Below are 17,884 nucleotides of genomic sequence, written 5' to 3'. Positions count from 1 at the left end.
GGCTAGTGACGGACAGCGACGATCGGGGGCGACGCATGGTCGAGTTGAGGGACCTGAATTCTTCAGGCGCACCACCGAGCTTGGCGTCGGTCATCGACCCGTTCAGCGCGGGGCTCAGCGCCGACGCCGTCGCGAGCGCGAAGTCAGAAGCGGGCAAGCTCGTCGACTCCGTCAAAAGCGGCGGCTTCACCATCACCGAAGAGGGCGTCAAGCCCATGCTCGACGCCATCCGCGAACTGCGTGGCGACTTACAGGATTTGCAAATTACCGGATCTGCGTTGGAACAGGCACCGCAACTGGGAAGCCACCCTTATGGCTACGAGGTCGCTACCCATGTGCAGAAGGGCGGCAGTGGCCAGCCGGGTTCCGCCAATGTGGTGCTGGAGCAGTTCGACACGATCCTTCAGCAGGTCGGGGAAGCCTTGGAACGAGCATCCGGCCGCTATCAGGGAGTCGAAGAGGGCGCTCAGGATTCGTTGAAGAAGCCGTTGGCCTAAGTTCTCCGATCATGATGAGGAAAGCGACGCGGCGGGCTGCCCTGCCGTTCCTGCTCGGATTCGCAATTTTGTCCGTCAGCGCGTGTTCGAGCAGCCAGCAGGGGAGTGCCTCGCCGGTGCCGTCGAGCAGTAGTCCGGCTGCTACGAGCCCCAGTGGATCGACCGCCGGGCAGCCTTCGGTTGCTGCGATCGACCCCTGCGCGATCCTGAAACCAGCCGATCTCACTCAGTTCGGCACCTTCGAAGACGGTAAGCCGGAGACGCTCTCCGATCTTCGGATGTGCTCGTGGAAGGTGCATTTGACGCATGTCGGCGATCCCGGCTACGGGGTTAGTGTCGGCGTCCGGGACAACGCCGGGATCAACGACGGGCCTACCGGGCAGAGTGCTGACGTGAACGGCCGGCCGGCCGTCCAATCGGCGGACCCGGCCGCTGGAGACTGCGTGATTCGGCTGAAGATGACCGACAAGACGCGCGTAGACGTCAGTGTCGTCGGCCTGGTCGGCACCGCGTGCGATGTCGCGGGGAAGATCGCCTACATAGTCGAGCCCCGGCTGCCGAAGTAGCTTCCTCCGCCGGTGTGACTGCTGATTCGGTGCGTGCGGCTTCGAATACCCCTCAAGGCCACCCTTATGGCGTTGAACGCCAATGCCTGGAACTTGAGGAGGTCGGGGTGGTCGGTTCTGTCCACAGCAGCAAGGACCGGGGCGAATGGCGCTGGTAGCGGAACTGAGGGCCCGTCACGCCGTGCAGGTGGCGCTGGTGATGGCGATGTGACTGCTGGGGCTCCCGAAGGCACTCTCGGTAGGGCAGAGACGGTGTGAAGGCCTAGTTGAGTACGCCTTACGCCGTGAAGGTGGCGCGCCGGAATGTCGGTGTCGCCTGGTACGACTGATCCGTGCGGAGATTCGGGATCGGCGAGCGGCGGGCGAGGTTGGGCGTGCGCCATGGCCTCGCGAACAGGGGAGCGAGCCCGGAGGAGGCCGCGGACGCGGTTGTGGCGCTGCATGCCACGGACCCGGCCACGGTGTACCTCGCCGTGCGGGCCAGGGCGAGGTGCGAGGTCGTGGGCGAAGTCGGGCGCGCCCTGTACGAAGACAAGTCGCTGCTGCGGATGCTCGGGATGCGGCGGACGATGTTCGTCGTCAGCCGGTCACTCGCGCCGGTCGTCCAAGCCGCGTGCTCGGCCGACATCGCCAAGAAACAGCGCAAGCTCCTCGTCGGGCACCTGTCCACCCAGGGCTACCCGGACAACGTCGCCGACGCCGATGCGTGGCTCGCCGAGGTCGAGGAGTCCGCTGCGGCCGCCCTGTCGGCGCGGGGCACAGCCACCGCCCAGCAGCTCTCCGCGGACGAGCCCCGGCTGCGGCAGCAGCTGATCATGGCGAAGGGCAAGCCGTACGAGTCGATCGGCGGTGTGACCAGCCGGGTGTTGTTTCAGCTCGCCGTCGACGGCCGCATCGTGCGCGGCCGTCCGCGCGGCTCGTGGATCAGCACCCAGTACGAATGGTCGACGGTCGAGGACTGGCTTCCGGGCGGGCTCCCCGAGCTGTCCGCCGAGGCCGCGCGCACCGAACTGGCCCGTCGCTGGCTCTTCGCTTTCGGGCCGGCGCCGGTCACCGATCTGCGCTGGTGGACGGGCTGGACGGCCGGCCAGACCACCAAGTCGCTCGCCGAGATCGGGCCGGTCGAGGTGGACGTCGACGGCGTCGCGTGCCTCGTGCTCCCGGACGACGTCGAGCCGACGGTGGTCCCCAATCCGTGGGTCGCGCTGCTGCCCGCCCTCGACCCGACGCCGATGGGCTGGCAGCAGCGGGACTTCTACCTCGGCGCCCACCGCGAACCGCTGTTCGACCGCACCGGCAACATCGGTCCCACGATCCTCTCGGACGGCCGGATCGTCGGCGCCTGGGCGCAGCGCGCCTCGGGCGAGGTGGTGTACCGGCTACTGGAAGACGTCGGCGCCGACGTCGAGGCGGCTATAACGGCCGAAGCGAACCACCTCGAAGAGTGGTTCGGCACCACCAGAGTGATCCCGAAGTTCCGTACGCCACTCGAGAAAACCTTGTCTTCTTGATCGATTCTTGACCTGGTGAGGGTCATGATGCAAGTCTCACTACTGTCCCTTCGGGGCAGTCCGAGCGCCCCAGTCCAGCACGCTAGTGTTGCGACTGGAACCCCAGCAGATCTTCTCGGTGTAAACACACCGGTCGAGTTTCAGAGGAGTTACAGCAGTGACGGTTCGCGTAGGTGTCAACGGCTTCGGTCGCATCGGCCGCAACTTCTTCCGCGCCGTGAAGGCCGCGGGGCACGACATCGAGGTGGTCGCGTTCAACGACCTCGGCGACGTGGCCACCATGGCCCACCTGCTCAAGTACGACTCCATCCTCGGCCGTTTCCCGGGTGAGGTCAGCGTCGGCGAAGGCGGCATCGTCGTCGACGGCAAGACCATCAAGGCACTGGCCGAGCGCGACCCGGCGAACCTGCCCTGGGGCGAGCTGGGCGTGGACGTCGTCGTCGAGTCGACCGGCTTCTTCACCAAGGCCGAGGCCGCCAAGGCCCACCTCGCCGGCGGCGCCAAGAAGGTCATCATCTCCGCGCCCGCTTCGGGCGAGGACCTGACGGTCGTGCTGGGCGTCAACGACGAGAAGTACGACGGCTCGCAGAACATCATCTCCAACGCCTCGTGCACCACCAACTGCCTCGGCCCGCTGGCCAAGGTCCTCAACGACGCGTTCGGCATCGAAAACGGCCTGATGACCACGATCCACGCCTACACACAGGACCAGAACCTGCAGGACGGGCCGCACAAGGACCTCCGCCGCGCCCGCGCCGCCGCGCTGAACCTCGTGCCGGCGTCGACCGGTGCCGCCAAGGCCATCGGCGTCGTCCTCCCGGACCTGCTCGGCAAGCTCGACGGCTACGCGATCCGCGTCCCGGTCCCAACCGGTTCGGCCACCGACCTCACCGTCGTGCTGAAGAAGAGCGCCACCCTCGACGAGGTCAACGCCGCCTACAAGGCCGCCTCCGAAGGCGCGCTCAAGGGCTACCTGCGCTACAACACCGACCCGATCGTCTCCTCGGACATCGTCACCGACCCGTCGTCCTGCATCTACGACGCGCCGCTGACCAAGGTCCTCGGCAACACGGTCAAGGTCGTCGGCTGGTACGACAACGAGTGGGGCTACTCCAACCGCCTCGCGGACCTCATCGTCCTCGTCGGCTCGAAGCTCTCCTGAATCCATGGCTCTGAAAAACCTCGATGACCTGCTCGGCGAGGGCGTTTCAGGTCGGCTCGTACTCGTACGCTCCGACCTGAACGTCCCGCTGGACGGGCAGACCATCACCGACGACGGCCGCGTGCGCGCCGCGGTGCCGACGATCAAGAAGCTCGCCGAGGCGGGCGCCAAGGTCGTCGTCACGGCTCACCTCGGCCGCCCCAAGGGCGAGCCGGACCCGAAGTTCTCGCTGAGCCCGGTCGCCACGCGGCTTTCCGAGCTGCTGGGCGCCGACGTCGCGCTCGCCGGCGACCTCGTCGGAGAGTCGGCCAAGGCCACCGTCGGCGCGCTCGCCGACGGCCAGGTCGCGCTGCTCGAGAACGTCCGGTTCGACGCCCGTGAGACCAGCAAGGTCGAGTCCGAGCGGGCCGAGCTGGCCGCCGAGCTCGCCGCGCTGGTCCCCGGTGGCGCGTTCGTGTCGGACGGCTTCGGCGTCGTGCACCGCAAGCAGGCTTCGGTCTACGAGATCGCGCGGGCGCTTCCGGCGTACGCGGGCGGTCTTGTGCTGGCCGAGGTCGAGGTGCTCAAGAAGCTGACTGACGAGCTGTCCCGCCCGTACGTCGTCGTCCTCGGCGGCGCGAAGGTCTCGGACAAGCTGGGCGTCATCGCCAACCTGCTGAGCAAAGTCGACAGGCTGCTCATCGGCGGCGGCATGGCGTACACCTTCCTCAAGGCTCAGGGCCACGAGGTCGGCCAGTCGCTGCTGCAGGCCGACCAGCTGGACCAGGTCAAGGGCTTCCTCGTCGAGGCCGAGAAGCGCGGCGTGGACCTGGTTCTCCCGGTCGACTTCCTCGCCGCCGACGACTTCAAGCCCGACGCCGACATCAAGATCGTCGACGCCGACGCGATCCCCGCCGACAGGCAGGGCCTCGACATCGGCCCGAAGACGCGCGAGCTCTTCGCCGGCAAGCTGGCCGACGCGAAGACCGTGTTCTGGAACGGTCCGATGGGCGTGTTCGAGTTCGAGGCGTTCTCGGGCGGCACCCGTGCCGTCGCCGAGGCCCTCGTCGCCTCGAGCGCGTTCACCGTGGTCGGCGGTGGCGACTCCGCCGCCGCGGTCCGGCAGCTCGGCCTGCCCGAAGACGGGTTCTCGCACATTTCCACCGGTGGCGGCGCGTCGCTGGAGTACCTCGAAGGCAAGGAACTGCCCGGGGTTTCGGTTCTTGAGGAGAGCAAGTAGTGGCTCGTAAGGTGCTCATCGCGGGCAACTGGAAGATGAACCTCAACCACCTCGAGGCCATCGCGCTCGTCCAGAAGATCGCGTTCACGCTGCCGGAGAAGTACTACGCGAAGGTCGACGTGACGGTGCTTCCGCCGTTCACCGACATCCGCAGCGTGCAGACTCTCACCGACGGTGACAAGATGCCGCTGACCTACGGCGCGCAGGACCTGTCGCCGAACGACTCGGGTGCTTTCACCGGGGACATCTCGGGTGTCATGCTCGCGAAGCTCGGCTGCTCCTTCGTCACCGTGGGTCACTCCGAGCGGCGTGAGATCCACGGCGAGGACGACGAGCTCGTCAACAAGAAGGTCAAGGCGGCGCTCAAGCACGGCATCTCGCCGATCCTCTGCGTCGGCGAGAAGCTCGACGTGCGCGAGGCCGGCGGCCAGATTCAGCACACCACCGACCAGCTTGCCGCGGGCCTCAAGGGGCTCAAAGCCGAGCAGGTGCGCACTGTGGTCATCGCCTACGAGCCCGTTTGGGCAATCGGCACGGGCAAGGTGGCGACCCCGGCCGACGCCGAAGAGGTGTGCGCGGCGCTGCGTGCGGCACTGGCCGAAAAGTACGGCGCCGACGTCGCGGCCGAGGTCAGGGTCCTTTATGGGGGTTCCGCCAAGGCCAACAACGTGAGTGAATTGGTCGCCCAGGAGAATGTCGACGGGGCACTCGTCGGTGGTGCCAGTCTCGACGCCGACGAGTTCACCAAACTCTGCGCGCTTGCCGCTGGTGGGCCGCTGCCCTGATCGAGGCCACTATCGGGTAATCTGCGTGTTCGGCCCGTCACACAGCGAGGATGAGATGAAGCTGTTCCTGCAAATCCTGTTGATCGCCACCAGCACGCTGCTGGTGATAGCCGTCCTGCTGCACCGAGGACGCGGGGGCGGTCTTTCGTCGCTGTTCGGTGGCGGCATGGCATCCAGCCTGTCCGGCTCCAGCGTGGCCGAGAAGAACCTCGACCGGATCACCCTGCTCCTGGGTGCGGTCTGGTTGATCAGCATCGTCGGCCTTGGGCTCCTGCTCAAGGTTTAAGTGTTTCGGCGTGCCTATGGGGGGCGCGCCGCCGATTCCTTAGGTGTGAGGGTTCATGGTTGGCGGTAACGCGATTCGTGGCACCAGAGTCGGTGCCGGTCCTATCGGTGAGTCGGAGCGCGGCGAGTCCGCTCCCCGCAACCGGATTTCCTATTGGTGTGCGAACGGGCACGAGGCACAGCCTTCCTTCGCGAAGGAAGCGGAGATCCCGGTCGAATGGGATTGTCCTCGCTGCGGTCTCCCGGGAGGGCAGGACGAGAAAAACCCTCCCGCCGCTCCGCGCACCGAGCCGTACAAGACTCACCTGGCTTATGTGAAGGAACGCCGGAGTGACGCTGATGGCGAAGCGATCCTCGCCGAGGCACTCCAGCGTCTCCGTGAGCGCCGGGAGATCTAGAGCTTCACCGTTTCATCCGACTCGGGGGACCCCTGTACGAATCATTCGTACAGGGGTCCCCCGAGTCGTTTTGTGTGTCCCGAAAAGCCCTCAGGGGCACCTTCGGCGGAAGGTGCCCCTGAGGGTTGGGGGACGCAGGGGAGAGTCAGTGGTCGAGGGGGTAGCGGGCGCGTACGCGGAAGCCGCCGTCCTCGGTGTCCTTCGTTTCGAAACTGCCGCCCAGCAGACGGGCGCGTTCGGCCAGCCCGGTCAGCCCGTGGCCGCCCGAGGGTAGGCCGCTCACCGACTGCCCGGAGCGTTCATTGCGGACCTCCACGCGGAGGCCGTCGCGGTCGTGGTGGATGCGCACCGTCGCGGCAGCGCCCGGGGCGTGCTTGTGGACGTTCGTCAGGCACTCCTGAACGGTCCGGTAAGCGGCCGCGGACACCTGCTTGGGGAGTGTCTCCGGAAGTTGTTCGACACTGAGGTGCACGGGCACGTCAGAGGCCCGGATGAGCACGTCGAGCTCCCCGATGCCGTGGCTGGGGCCGTCGTCCTCCGAGCCGGAGCGCAGCACGCTCACCAGTGACCGGAGTTCTTCCAGTGTTCGAGTGCTCAGCTGCCGGATGACCCGTGCGGTCTGCAGGGCCTGCGGGTCGGTCGAAGAAGCTTGGAGCGCCCCCGCCTGCATGGCGATGAGAGTGATCTGGTGAGACACGACGTCGTGCATCTCCCGCGCCAACCGCGCCCGTTCCTCGGCTCGCACGGCGTCGGCGTGGAACCGGTGTTCGCGGTCGCGGCTCGCTGCCAGCTCGGCGAGTTTCGCCGAGAGTTCGGTGCGAGCGCCGATCAGCAGCCCCAGCGCCACCGGCATGCCGGCCACCAGGACTCCATAGATGCCGTCGAGGAAGTGCTCGCGCCAGCTCAATGCGGTGAACTCGCTGAACGGCCACTGGACGAATCGGCAGATCCAGACGAGCACGGCGCCGGTCCAGGTCTGCCAGTGCAGCTGCTTGCGGGTGGCGAGCATGCTGAGCGTGATCATGGCCGCGAGCTGGGACCAGCCGGCGAAGAAGCCGGGGACGGCGACCAGGACGGCGATGAACGGGAGCTTCCGCCGGAAGAGGATCGCGCCGCAGGCGATGCCGGAGAGGTAGATCGAGTACGGCTGGGCCTTGGTCGGGATGACCAGCCAGACGTCGAGCACCGCCAGCATGAGCGCGGCCGCGTCGAGGGCCAGTGACTGCAGTGCGGGTCGTTGGAACAGTGGGAAAGACCTGAACGCGGCCATCCGCCGCGCTCGATCAGCCGCGCCGGTGCCCGGACTGCCGACCGATATGCCTGGAATGGAGAGTCCCTCTGTGCTCATCGCTTGGACCTCACTCGTCTTGTGGACTTGCACAGGAGAGTGCCGAGCCACCCGAACGGGACGCGTGGAGCCAAACAAATGTGCGGATGCTAACGAACAGCTGTGAGAAGGCGGTTAGTTTCACCCAGCGTCACCAGATCGAGTGACAGGTTCACGTTTCGAAGACCTCGAGAGTGACCGGCGTCTGGCGCTCCGGGCGGCGGAGGAGTGTCGGCGCGGACAGTCGGACGACGACCAGGGCGAGTGCGACGACAATTCCCCCGGCTACGTACGCCTGCGGGACGACGTACGCATGGTCGCCGTAGGTGCCGCCATTGGGGAAGTCGACGAACGCGAGCACGGCACTGATCACCGTCGCCGCGACGCGAAATCGGGACGTCCCGGCCGCCGCCGCGAGCGGCACGACCGCCCACAGCAGGTACCACGGCTGCAGCGCGATCTGCAGGACCATCACCGCGCCGAGCGAGACCCCGAGCCCGATGATCGGCCGGTAGCGCCACTTGAAGCTGTCCCAGAGGAACTTCGCCGTGATCGCGGCGGCCAGCACGTAGCCGAGCGTGCCGATGATGGGCACCAGCGCGTCGGTGTGGTTTCCGAGGCCGAGCGCGATCCCGAGGACACCGCCGACGTTGGCGAGCTCGGCGATCGGTGAGATCCAGGCGCGGACCAGTCCGGGCGTGCCGAGGTTGCTCAGCCAGCCGAACCCGAGGCCGGAGCCGAGGCAGGCCGCGACCAGTACCACGGCAAACACCGCGAACATCGCCGCGCCCGCACGAAACAGGTCGATCAGTTTGCCGTGCCAGCGCCTGGCCACCATCACGGTGAAGAAGGGCAGCGCCAAGATCGCGTAGAGCTTCACCGCGACGCCGATTGTGATCACCGACGTCCCGAGCGCGATGAACAGCAGCTCGCCCTGCGCCAGTGGCGGCGGGGTGTCGCCCTTGACGCGGATCGGCAGGCGCCGGAGGCCGAGTTCGAGCCCCGCCATCATCAGCCCGATCCCCAGTGCGTCGTTGTGCGCGCCCGCGACCAGATGGAACAGCACGAGCGGGTTGAGCGCGCCGAGCCACAGCGCGGTGACCGGCTGCACGCCGAACCGCCGGGCCAGCCTCGGCATCGCCCAGACCATCAGCGCCACTCCGGCCAGCGCGAGCACCCGGTGCAGGAGGACGCCGACCGCGATGTGGTCACCGGAGATGCCGGCCAGCCAGCCGCCGACCCTCAGGTACAGCGGGCCGTAGGGCGGCGACGTGTCCCGCCACATGCTGGACACGCCCATGGTGAGTGGGTCACCAACCCCGAGCGCCTGCGCCGGGCCGAGGGAGTACGGGTCGAGTCCGCGGTGCACGATCTCGCTCTGCGCGAGGTAGGCGTAGACGTCGCGGGAGAACAGCGGCGGGATGACGAGCAACGGCGTCAGCCACATCATCAGCGTGCGGCTCATCTGCCGGTTGCTGGCCAGCCGAGGGCGTCCGGGCCGGGCGAACCGGCCCAGCATCAGCCAGCCGATGACCAGCATCGCCATCCCGGCGAACGCGACGGCGAGGGAGACGGTGGGGATGCGGACGAACAGCCGCAGCACCGGGAGGGTCTGCACCGGGTTCAGTACCGGCGCGGCCCCGGCCCCGAGCGAACCGATCGCCAGGAACAGCGCGCCGACCGTGCCCAGCCGCCGGACCACGCCGAGTGCGTGCCGCTCCCCGGCGTCCAGCGGTTCCGCGAAGTCCAACCGCACCGGCGACCGGGTGATCGGTCGAGTGCTGGGTTCGCTGACGGTCACGGGAAGGAACGGTAGCGAACGCCGCCGAGCGCCGTGCGAGAACCGCCCACACTGGCGAACAGGCGTCCCTGGATCGCCTGTTCGCCAGTGCGGCTAGGCGTGGACCTTGGTGAGTTTGCCGGCGGCGGAGCGGTCCAGTAGCCAGAGCGTGCGGCGCTGGCCGCGGGCACCGGCGACCGGGAGCTGGACTTCGCCGGCACCGGCGAGGGCCAGCGAGACGGCTTCGGCCTTCGCTTCGCCCGCTGTCATCAACCAGACGTCGTGAGAACGGCGGATGGTCGGCAGGGTCAGTGAAATCCGGGTGGGCGGCGGCTTCGGGCAGTCGCGCACCGACACCACCGTCCGCACGGTCTCGTAGACCGCGGGCGACTCGGGGAACACCGACGCGGTGTGCCCTTCGCCACCCAGCCCGAGCAGGGTGATGTCGAACGTCGGCGCGTATTTCGCCACCACCTCGGCATAAGCCGCGGCCGCCGCGTCGACGTCGTCACCGAACTCGCCGTCCGAAGCGGCCATCACGTGCACTCGCTCCGGGTCCACCGGCACGTGGTCCAGCAGCGCTTCGCGTGCCGCCTTCTCGTTGCGCTCGTCGCTGTCCGCCGGGACGAACCGCTCGTCACCCCAGTAGATGTCGAGCCGAGACCAGTCGACGGCGTCCCTCGCGGGGGAGTCGCGCAACTGTTCGAGGACCGCGACGCCGGTGCCACCACCGGTGAGCACCAGCGACGCGGATCCCTTCGCCGACTGCACGTCCACCAGCCTGGTCACCAGCCGCGCGGCAGCGGCGGCGGCGAGCAGGTCCGGATTGGCGTAGACGACGACCTCGGTCTTGCTCATGAACTGCTCTTCTCCGTCACCTTGGCTTTGGCGGGTGCCTTGCTCTTCGCAGCAGGCGCGGCTTTCGCTTCGGCCTTGGCCGCCGGAGCCTTCGCGGCAGCGGCGGGCTTCGACTCGGGGGCAGCCTTGGGCGGTACCCCGGTGCCGATCTTCGACAGCCCGTTCAGCGCCGCCTCGTAGACCTCGTCCGGATCCAGCCGGCGCAGTTCCTCGATCAGGCAGTCCTTGTTGTCCCGGCGCTGCAGCGCGATACGCCGCGTCGGCTGGCCCGGCTGGGTGAGCGTGCCCACCCGGCCGTCCGGCCGGTGCAGGTAGATCGCCCCGGACCGGCGTTCCATCGACACCGAGATGATGCCTTGGGCACCCGAGCTCTTGACCCGCTTGACCGGCACCTTCAGGTACTCGGCCAGCCAGCCCGCGAGCAGCTCGGTCGACGGTGAGTCGGCCTCGCCGGTGACCGTCGCGGAGGTGACCTTGTCGTACGGCGGCAGGTCCAGCGCGGAGACGAGCTGGGCACGCCAGTGCGTCAGCCGGGTCCACGCCAGGTCGCTGTCGCCTTCGACGTAGGTCTTGCTGCGTCCGGTGAGCGCCTTGACCGGGCTCTTCTCCGCGGCCGAGTCGGTGATCCGGCGCTGGGCCAGCTCACCGAGCGGGTCCGTGGCCGGCGACTTCGGGCCGACGCCGGGCCACCAGGTGACGATCGGCGCGTCCGGCAGCAGCAGCGGGACGACGGCGCTCTGCCCCTGGCTGGCCAGTGGACCGTAGAGCCGCAGCACGATGACCTCGCTCGCGCCGGCGTCGCCGCCGATGCGGATCTGGCCGTCGATCCGCGGGGCGGCCGTGCGGGCGCCCTTCGCCACGACGATCACCCGGGACGGGTGCTGCCTGCTGGCTTCGTTGGCCGCGTCGATGGCCTCTTCGAGCTTTTCGTCGTCGTCGGCCGCGATCACCAGGGTCAGTACCCGGCCGAGCGCCACGGCCCCGCCGCGGGCCCGCAGTTCGACCAGCTTGTGGTTGACCGCCGAAGTGGTGGTCGAGGGCAGGTCGATGATCACGGTCGCCTCCAGTTCCGGCCGCTGCGGGCGAGAAGCTCGTCCGCGGACGGTGGGCCCCAGGTACCCGGTGCGTAGGTCTCGGGGGTGCCATGTTTCGCCCAGTGCTCCAGCACCGGGTCCAGGATTTCCCAGGAAAGCTCGACTTCGTCGTTCACCGGGAACAACGAGGGCTCGCCGAGCAGGACGTCGAGGATGAGCCGCTCGTACGCCTCGGGGGAGGACTCGGTGAACGCGTGCCCGTAACCGAAGTCCATCGTGACGTCGCGGACCTCCATGGTGTTGCCGGGCACCTTGGACCCGAAGCGCATCGTGATGCCCTCGTCCGGCTGGACGCGGATCACCAGCGCGTTCTGGCCCAGCTCCTCGGTCGACGTCGAGTCGAACGGGAGGTGCGGCGCGCGCTTGAACACCACGGCGATCTCGGTGACACGACGGCCGAGCCGCTTGCCGGTGCGCAGGTAGAACGGCACCCCGGCCCAGCGGCGGTTCTGCACCTCGACGGTGACGGCGGCGTAGGTCTCGGTCTTCGAGTCCTTCGCGAAGCCACCTTCCTGGAGCAGGCCGGGCACCTTCGAACCGCCCTGCCAGCCGCCGGTGTACTGACCACGCGAAGTGGTCTCCTCCAGCGGGTAGACCGGCTTGGTCGCGGCCAGTACCTTGATCTTCTCCGAGCGGAGCGCGCGCGGCGAGAACGAGCCGGGCTCCTCCATCGCGGTGAAGGCGAGCAGCTGCAGCAGGTGGTTCTGGATGACGTCGCGAGCGGCACCGATGCCGTCGTAGTACCCCGCGCGGCCGCCGAGACCGATGTCCTCGGCCATGGTGATCTGCACGTGGTCCACGTAGTTGGCGTTCCAGATCGGCTCGAACATCTGGTTGGCGAAGCGCAGCGCCAGGATGTTCTGCACCGTCTCTTTACCGAGGTAGTGGTCGATGCGGAACACCGACGCCTCGGGGAAGACGGAGTTGACGATCCCGTTGAGCTCCTTGGCGCTCTTCAGGTCGTGCCCGAACGGCTTCTCGATGACCACGCGGCGCCAGGTGTCGGCGTCGGCGTTCGCGAGCCCGGAGCGAGCCAGCTGCTTGGTCACTACGGGGAACGCGCCCGGCGGGATCGAGAGGTAGAACGCGGTGTTGCCACCGGTTCCCCGCTCGTGGTCGAGGTCCTTGACCGTCTGCGCGAGCCTGTCGAACGCGTCGTCGTCGTCGAAGGTGCCCTGCACGAACCGGATGCCTTCAGCCAGCCGGTTCCACACCGACTCCTTGAACGGGGTCCGCGCGTGCTCCTTGACGGCGTCGTGCACCAGCTCGCCGAAGTCCTCGTGCTCCCAGTCGCGGCGGGCGAACCCGACGAGCGAGAAGCCCGCCGGCAGCAGCCCGCGGTTCGCGAGGTCGTAGATGGCCGGCATCAGCTTCTTGCGGGCCAGGTCGCCGGTCACACCGAAGATCACCAGGCTGGATGGCCCGGCGATCCGGGGCAGGCGCTTGTCGCGGGGGTCCCGCAACGGGTTGTTCCAGGCGCCGGTCACTCGCCTACCTCCTGCACAGCGCGAACGAGCTCGGCCAGGCCGGCGGCCCGGTCGGTGAGGTGCAGACGCAGAACGGGACGGCCGTGCTCGTGGAGCACCTGACCGTCGCCGAGCGCCTGTGCGTGCTGCAGGACGCCCAGCGTGTACGGGCGGTCCGGGACGTCGATGTCGTTTTCGACTGCCCCGCTGATCTGCAGGAAGACGCCGTTCTGGTGGCCGCCCTTGTGGTACTGCCCGGTGGAGTGCAGGAAGCGCGGGCCCCAGCCGAACGTGGTCTGCAGGCCGGTCTTCTTCGCGAACTCCTGGCGCAGCAACGCTGTCGACGCGTCGTCGAGCCTGTCGAGGTACGCCTGCACCGCGAGGTAACCGTGCTCGGGAGCCGAAGCGATGAACGCGCGGAGCACGTCCACCAGGCTGCCCTCGCCTGAAACTCCGTCAGCCGGGTAGAACTCGACGTGACCGTCCACACCGGACGGCTTCTCGCCGCCCTTGAGTGCGTCGGGGTTGTCCAGCAGGGCGCGCGTGGCGGCCTTCGCGGACTCGACGTCGGGCTGGTCGAACGGGTTGATCTCCAGCAGCCGCCCGGCGATCGCGGTGGCGAACTCCCAGAGCAGCATCTGCCCGCCGAGGCCGCCGGAGGTGGCGATCTTGGCGGCACCGGCGACCGGTCCGATGGCCACCGGGGTGGCGTCGGACTTCGCGTCGGCGAAACCGGGAGCGTCCGAGCTCTCGACGGCGACCGGCAGCAGGCCGGTGCCGAGCTTGCCGGTGGACTCGGCGATGAGCTGCTCGGCCCAGTCGGCGAAGCCCTTGATCCCCGAACCGGTGTCCGCGAGGACGACCTTCTCGGCACCCGCGGTGTGCGCGGCGCCCAGCGCGGCGGCGAGGCGCAGCGCCGGGTTGTCCGCGGAGTCGGCGCCGAGTGCTTCGGCGGCACCGGCGGCGGAGTCGAGCAGCCGGGCGATGTCCGCCCCGGCGAGCCCGGCCGGCACGAGACCGAACGCGGTCAGCGCCGAGTAGCGGCCGCCGACGTTCGGGTCCGCGAGGAACGTCTTGCGGTAGCCCTCGGTCTCCGAGAGCTTCGAGAACGGCGAACCGGGGTCGGTGACGACCACGATCCGGCTGGCACCGTCGATCCCGGCCTCGGCGAACGCCTTGGCGAAGATGCGGCGGTGGCTGTCGGTCTCGGCGGTGCCGCCCGACTTCGACGACACGACGAGCACCGTGCGGGACAGGTCGCCGGCGAGCGCGTCGGCCACCTGCCCGGGGTCGGTGGTGTCGAGCACCACGAGTGCGACGCCGTCGGTGCCGGTGATGACCTCGGGGGCGAGCGAGGAGCCGCCCATCCCGGCCAGCACCACGCGGTCGACACCCTCGGCGGACAGTTCCGCCCGCAGGGTCTCGATCTCGCCGATCAGCGAGCGCGAGGTCTTGTGCAGCGTCGTCCAGGACAACCGGATCGACGCCTCGGATTCGGCGTCAGGGCCCCAAAGCGTGGGGTCCTGCGCGGCGAGTTTCGAAGCGACCTTGTCTTCGACAAGTTTGCTCAGCAGCGCCGCGGACTTGCTGTTCAGTTCGGCGTCGACGATGTCGACGCCGATTCCTGCTCCTGACATAGGTCGATTCAGCCCTTCGCCTTGTCGAGCTGGCCGGTGACGGATTCGAGGAGGTCGCTCCACGACTTCTCGAACTTCTCGACGCCCTCGGTCTCGAGGACGACGAAGACGTCGTCGATGTCGATGCCGACGGCGGTCAGCTGGTCGAAGACCTCCTGCGCCTGCGCGCCCCTGCCGGTGACGGTGTCGCCGGTGATCTCACCGTGGTCGGCGACGGCGTCCATCGTCTTCTCCGGCATGGTGTTCACGACGTCCGCGACGACGAGCTGGTCGACGTACTGGGTGTCGGAGTAGGCCGGGTCCTTGACGCCGGTCGAGGCCCACAGCGGACGCTGCGCGTTGGCGCCGTCGGCGGCGAGCGCGGCCCAGCGGTCGGTGCCGGTGAGGTTCTCGAACAGCGAGTACGCGAGGACGGCGTTGGCGATGGCGGCCTTGCCCTTGAGGGCCTTGGCCTCGTCGGAGCCGATGGCGTCGAGGCGCTTGTCGATCTCACTGTCCACACGGGACACGAAGAACGACGCGACCGAGTGGATGCCCGCGAGGTTGTGGCCGTTGGCCTTGGCCTGCTCGAGACCGGCGAAGAAAGCCTCGATGACCGCGCGGTAGCGCTCGATCGAGAAGATCAGCGTGACGTTGACGCTGATGCCCTCGGCGAGCACGCGGGTGATCGCGGGGATGCCCTCTTCGGTGGCCGGGATCTTGATCAGCACGTTGGGCCGGTCAACGGTCTTCCAGAGGTCCTGGGCTTCCGCGACGGTCCTGTCGGTGTCCTTGGCCAGGCGCGGGTCGACCTCGATCGACACGCGGCCGTCGACGCCGTTCGAGGCGTTGTAGACGTCGCGGAACAGGTCCGCGGCGTTGCGCACGTCGGACGTGGTCAGCTCGCGGACGACGGCGTCGAGGTCGGCACCGCGGGCGGCGAGCTCGCGGACCTGCTCGTCGTACGCTTCGCCATTGGAGAGGGCGTTCGCGAAGATGGTCGGGTTCGTGGTGACGCCGACGACGTGCTTGTCGCGGATGAGCGCGGCAAGGTTTCCGCTGACCAGGCGCTGCCTGGACAGGTCGTCGAGCCAGATCGAGATGCCGGCTTCGGAAAGCTGGCCGAGGCGATCGGTGGTCATGATTTCGTCATCCCCTGTTCGTGGGTAATGGATTCGCCCTGTGGTTAAGAGGGCTCAAGCGTTCTGGGTTTTGGCGATTGAGCGGCGAGCGGCGTCTACGACGGCTTCGGCGGTGAAACCGAACTCGCGGAACAGCGTCCCGGCGTCGGCCGAGGCACCGAAGTGTTCGATCGACACGTTCTCGCCGGCATCACCGGTGATCTTGTGCCACGACTGCGCGATGCCGGCCTCGACCGAGACGCGCGCCTTGACCCCGGCGGGGATCACGGACTCGCGGTACTCGGCGTCCTGCGCGTCGAACCACTCGACACAGGGCATGGAGACGACGCGGACCTTGACGCCGGACTCTTCGAGGGTCTTCTTCGCGTTCACGGCGAGGTGGAGCTCCGAGCCGGTGCCGATCAGGACGACATCGGGAGTTCCCTCGCTATCGGACAGGACATAACCGCCCTTGGCGACACCCTCGGTGCTGGTGCCCTCGAGGATTGGCAGGTTCTGCCGGCTCAGTGCGAGTCCGGACGGGTGGTGGATGTCCTCCAGGGAGGCCTTCCACGCGGCCGCGGTCTCGTTGGCGTCCGCCGGGCGGACGACGTTGAGGCCCGGGATCGCGCGCAGCGCGGAGAGCTGCTCGATCGGCTGATGCGTCGGGCCGTCCTCGCCGAGACCGATGGAGTCGTGCGTCCAGACGTAGATGACCGGCGCCTTCATCAGCGCGGCCAGCCGGACCGGCGGGCGCATGTAGTCGGAGAAGATCAGGAACGTCGCGCCGTACGGGCGGGTGCCGCCGTGCAGCGCGATCCCGTTGAGGATCGAGCCCATGGCGTGCTCGCGGATGCCGAAGTGCAGCGTCCGCCCGTAGAAACCCCCGTGCCATTCCTTTGTCTGCCGGCCCGGCGGGATAAATGAGTCCGCGCCGTCCATGGTGGTGTTGTTGCTCTCGGCCAGATCCGCCGACCCGCCCCAAAGCTCAGGCAATACCGGCGCCAGTGCGGACAGGACCATGCCGCTTGCCTTGCGGGTCGCCATCCCCTTCGGGTCGGGTTCGAAGCCGGGCAGGGCGCCGGTCCAGCCGTCTGGCAGCCGCTGGGCCTGGAGCCGGTCCAGCAAGGCGGCCCGGTCCGGGTTGCCTGATCGCCAGGCCTGGTAGCGGGGCTGCCAGGCTGCGTGCGCGGCGCGGCCCCGGTCGGCGATCTCGCGGGCGTGCCGCAGTACTGGCTCCTCCACGGTGAAGGATTGCGCCGGGTCGAAACCGAGCAGCGTTTTCGTGGCCGCGACCTCGTCCGCGCCGAGGGCAGCGCCATGGGCCTTGCCGGTGTCCCGCTTGGTGGGTGCCGGCCAGCCGATGATGGTGTTGAGCACGATTATCGACGGGCGGCCGGTCTCCTGCCTGGCCGCGGTAACAGCGTCAAGAACCGCATTCACGTCCTCGACGTACCCGTCCCGGCGACGCCAGCTCACGCTCTGGACATGCCAGCCATAGGCGGCGTAGCGGGTGGCGACATCCTCGCTGAACGAGACGTCGGTGTCGTCCTCGATGGAAATGTGGTTCTGATCGTAGAAGACGATCAGGCTGCCCAGCTGCTGATGGCCGGCCAGTGAACTTGCCTCGCTCGAGACGCCCTCCATCATGTCGCCGTCCGAGGCGATGACGTAGACATGGTGGTCGAATGGGCTCTCACCCGGCGGCGCCTCCGGGTCCAGGAGCCCGCGTTCCCGCCGCGCGGCCATGGCCATCCCGACGGCAGCGCCCAGACCCTGGCCGAGGGGGCCCGTAGTGATCTCCACCCCACGGGTGTGGCGGTACTCCGGGTGCCCAGGCGTCTTCGAGCCCCATGTGCGCAGTGCCGCCAGGTCCGCTATCTCCAGCCCATACCCGGACAGGAACAGCTGGATGTAGAGGGTCAGGCAGGTATGCCCGGCCGACAGCACGAACCGGTCCCGGCCAAGCCACTGGTCATCGGCAGGATCATGGACCATCACGTTCTGGAACAGCAGGTATGCCAGCGGTGCCAGGCTCATCGCCGTCCCGGGATGGCCATTGCCCGCCTTCTGGACGGCGTCCGCGGCGAGCAACCGGGCGGTGTCCACCGCGCGCACGTCGACGTCTTGCCACCCGGGCCGCCCCGCCAGCGGCCGCGCCAATGACGGATCCCGGTGCCGCAAGCCGGCACGTGCGGT

The 17,884-nt window shown here is 68.3% G+C and carries 16 protein-coding genes; 8 read left to right on the top strand and 8 right to left on the bottom strand.

Going from position 1 to position 17,884, the window contains the following annotated elements; translation table 11 throughout:
* The first annotated feature begins 5 nt into the window (after positions 1-5).
* From JWQ81_RS43890 to JWQ81_RS43855, 8 genes are all read left to right on the top strand, one after another.
* Positions 6-497, top strand: coding sequence for a hypothetical protein (locus tag JWQ81_RS43890; RefSeq protein ID WP_297551565.1), 492 nt, complete (start codon positions 6-8; stop codon positions 495-497).
* 11 nt (positions 498-508) lie between these two features.
* Positions 509-1,063 carry a DUF3558 family protein gene (locus JWQ81_RS43885; RefSeq protein ID WP_297551564.1) on the top strand — a complete coding sequence of 185 codons (555 nt, stop codon included), beginning with the start codon at positions 509-511 and terminating at the stop codon, positions 1,061-1,063.
* Between the two features lie 332 nt (positions 1,064-1,395).
* The gene (locus tag JWQ81_RS43880; protein ID WP_297551563.1) at positions 1,396-2,574 is read left to right on the top strand and encodes a winged helix DNA-binding domain-containing protein; all 1,179 of its coding nucleotides are present in this window, start codon (positions 1,396-1,398) and stop codon (positions 2,572-2,574) included.
* A 157-nt stretch (positions 2,575-2,731) separates the two neighbouring features.
* On the top strand, positions 2,732-3,736 hold the full coding sequence (gene gap / locus JWQ81_RS43875) for a type I glyceraldehyde-3-phosphate dehydrogenase (RefSeq protein WP_297551562.1): 1,005 nt from the start codon (positions 2,732-2,734) through the stop codon (positions 3,734-3,736).
* Between the two features lie 10 nt (positions 3,737-3,746).
* Positions 3,747-4,955: a phosphoglycerate kinase gene (locus JWQ81_RS43870; protein WP_297551596.1), complete on the top strand. Its 1,209-nt coding sequence runs from the start codon at positions 3,747-3,749 to the stop codon at positions 4,953-4,955.
* Positions 4,955-5,740 carry a triose-phosphate isomerase gene (gene tpiA, locus JWQ81_RS43865; RefSeq protein ID WP_297551561.1) on the top strand — a complete coding sequence of 262 codons (786 nt, stop codon included), beginning with the start codon at positions 4,955-4,957 and terminating at the stop codon, positions 5,738-5,740. Before JWQ81_RS43870 ends, tpiA begins: the two co-directional genes overlap by 1 nt.
* Positions 5,741-5,795: 55 nt before the next feature.
* Entirely contained in the window at positions 5,796-6,026 is a 231-nt protein-coding gene (secG, locus tag JWQ81_RS43860) for a preprotein translocase subunit SecG (RefSeq protein WP_297551560.1), read from the top strand.
* A gap of 55 nt (positions 6,027-6,081) precedes the next feature.
* Positions 6,082-6,423 (top strand): RNA polymerase-binding protein RbpA, encoded by a 342-nt coding sequence (locus JWQ81_RS43855; RefSeq protein WP_297551559.1) that lies wholly within the window; start codon positions 6,082-6,084, stop codon positions 6,421-6,423.
* A 145-nt stretch (positions 6,424-6,568) separates the two neighbouring features.
* Here JWQ81_RS43855 and JWQ81_RS43850 read toward each other — a convergent pair whose 3' ends face one another.
* The 8 genes from JWQ81_RS43850 to tkt form a co-directional block, all read right to left on the bottom strand.
* On the bottom strand, positions 6,569-7,771 hold the full coding sequence (locus JWQ81_RS43850; RefSeq protein WP_297551558.1) for a histidine kinase: 1,203 nt from the start codon (positions 7,769-7,771) through the stop codon (positions 6,569-6,571).
* Positions 7,772-7,922: 151 nt separating this feature from the next.
* Positions 7,923-9,521, bottom strand: coding sequence for a polyprenol phosphomannose-dependent alpha 1,6 mannosyltransferase MptB (mptB, locus tag JWQ81_RS43845; protein ID WP_297551595.1), 1,599 nt, complete (start codon positions 9,519-9,521; stop codon positions 7,923-7,925).
* A 123-nt stretch (positions 9,522-9,644) separates the two neighbouring features.
* Positions 9,645-10,388 (bottom strand): 6-phosphogluconolactonase, encoded by a 744-nt coding sequence (gene pgl / locus JWQ81_RS43840; RefSeq protein ID WP_297551557.1) that lies wholly within the window; start codon positions 10,386-10,388, stop codon positions 9,645-9,647.
* The gene (gene opcA / locus JWQ81_RS43835) at positions 10,385-11,443 is read right to left on the bottom strand and encodes a glucose-6-phosphate dehydrogenase assembly protein OpcA (RefSeq protein ID WP_297551556.1); all 1,059 of its coding nucleotides are present in this window, start codon (positions 11,441-11,443) and stop codon (positions 10,385-10,387) included. Before opcA ends, pgl begins: the two co-directional genes overlap by 4 nt.
* On the bottom strand, positions 11,440-12,969 hold the full coding sequence (zwf, locus tag JWQ81_RS43830; protein WP_297551555.1) for a glucose-6-phosphate dehydrogenase: 1,530 nt from the start codon (positions 12,967-12,969) through the stop codon (positions 11,440-11,442). Before zwf ends, opcA begins: the two co-directional genes overlap by 4 nt.
* Positions 12,966-14,585: a glucose-6-phosphate isomerase gene (locus JWQ81_RS43825; protein WP_297551554.1), complete on the bottom strand. Its 1,620-nt coding sequence runs from the start codon at positions 14,583-14,585 to the stop codon at positions 12,966-12,968. The genes zwf and JWQ81_RS43825 overlap by 4 nt, the downstream gene beginning before the upstream one ends.
* Positions 14,586-14,593: 8 nt before the next feature.
* A complete protein-coding gene (gene tal, locus JWQ81_RS43820) occupies positions 14,594-15,706 on the bottom strand; it encodes a transaldolase (RefSeq protein WP_297551553.1) in 1,113 nt (370 codons plus the stop codon).
* A gap of 54 nt (positions 15,707-15,760) precedes the next feature.
* Positions 15,761-17,869 (bottom strand): transketolase, encoded by a 2,109-nt coding sequence (tkt, locus tag JWQ81_RS43815; protein WP_297551594.1) that lies wholly within the window; start codon positions 17,867-17,869, stop codon positions 15,761-15,763.
* Between the last annotated feature and the right edge of the window lie 15 nt (positions 17,870-17,884).

This window comes from Amycolatopsis sp. (genome assembly GCF_025464955.1).
In the GTDB taxonomy this organism is placed as follows: Bacteria; Actinomycetota; Actinomycetes; order Mycobacteriales; family Pseudonocardiaceae; genus Amycolatopsis.
The sequence above is the reverse complement of the archived record's forward strand: the minus strand, read 5'-3'. Positions and strand labels throughout refer to the sequence as shown.

What these genes read in the sequence shown, in the direction of transcription:
- JWQ81_RS43885 (WP_297551564.1), top strand. Translation starts at nt 509, where the DNA reads ATGATGAGGAAAGCGACGCGGCGGGCTGCCCTGCCGTTCCTGCTCGGA.
- secG (WP_297551560.1), top strand. Translation starts at nt 5,796, where the DNA reads ATGAAGCTGTTCCTGCAAATCCTGTTGATCGCCACCAGCACGCTGCTG.
- JWQ81_RS43855 (WP_297551559.1), top strand. Translation starts at nt 6,082, where the DNA reads ATGGTTGGCGGTAACGCGATTCGTGGCACCAGAGTCGGTGCCGGTCCT.
- JWQ81_RS43850 (WP_297551558.1), bottom strand. Translation starts at nt 7,771, where the DNA reads ATGAGCACAGAGGGACTCTCCATTCCAGGCATATCGGTCGGCAGTCCG.
- pgl (WP_297551557.1), bottom strand. Translation starts at nt 10,388, where the DNA reads ATGAGCAAGACCGAGGTCGTCGTCTACGCCAATCCGGACCTGCTCGCC.
- JWQ81_RS43825 (WP_297551554.1), bottom strand. Translation starts at nt 14,585, where the DNA reads ATGTCAGGAGCAGGAATCGGCGTCGACATCGTCGACGCCGAACTGAAC.
- tal (WP_297551553.1), bottom strand. Translation starts at nt 15,706, where the DNA reads ATGACCACCGATCGCCTCGGCCAGCTTTCCGAAGCCGGCATCTCGATC.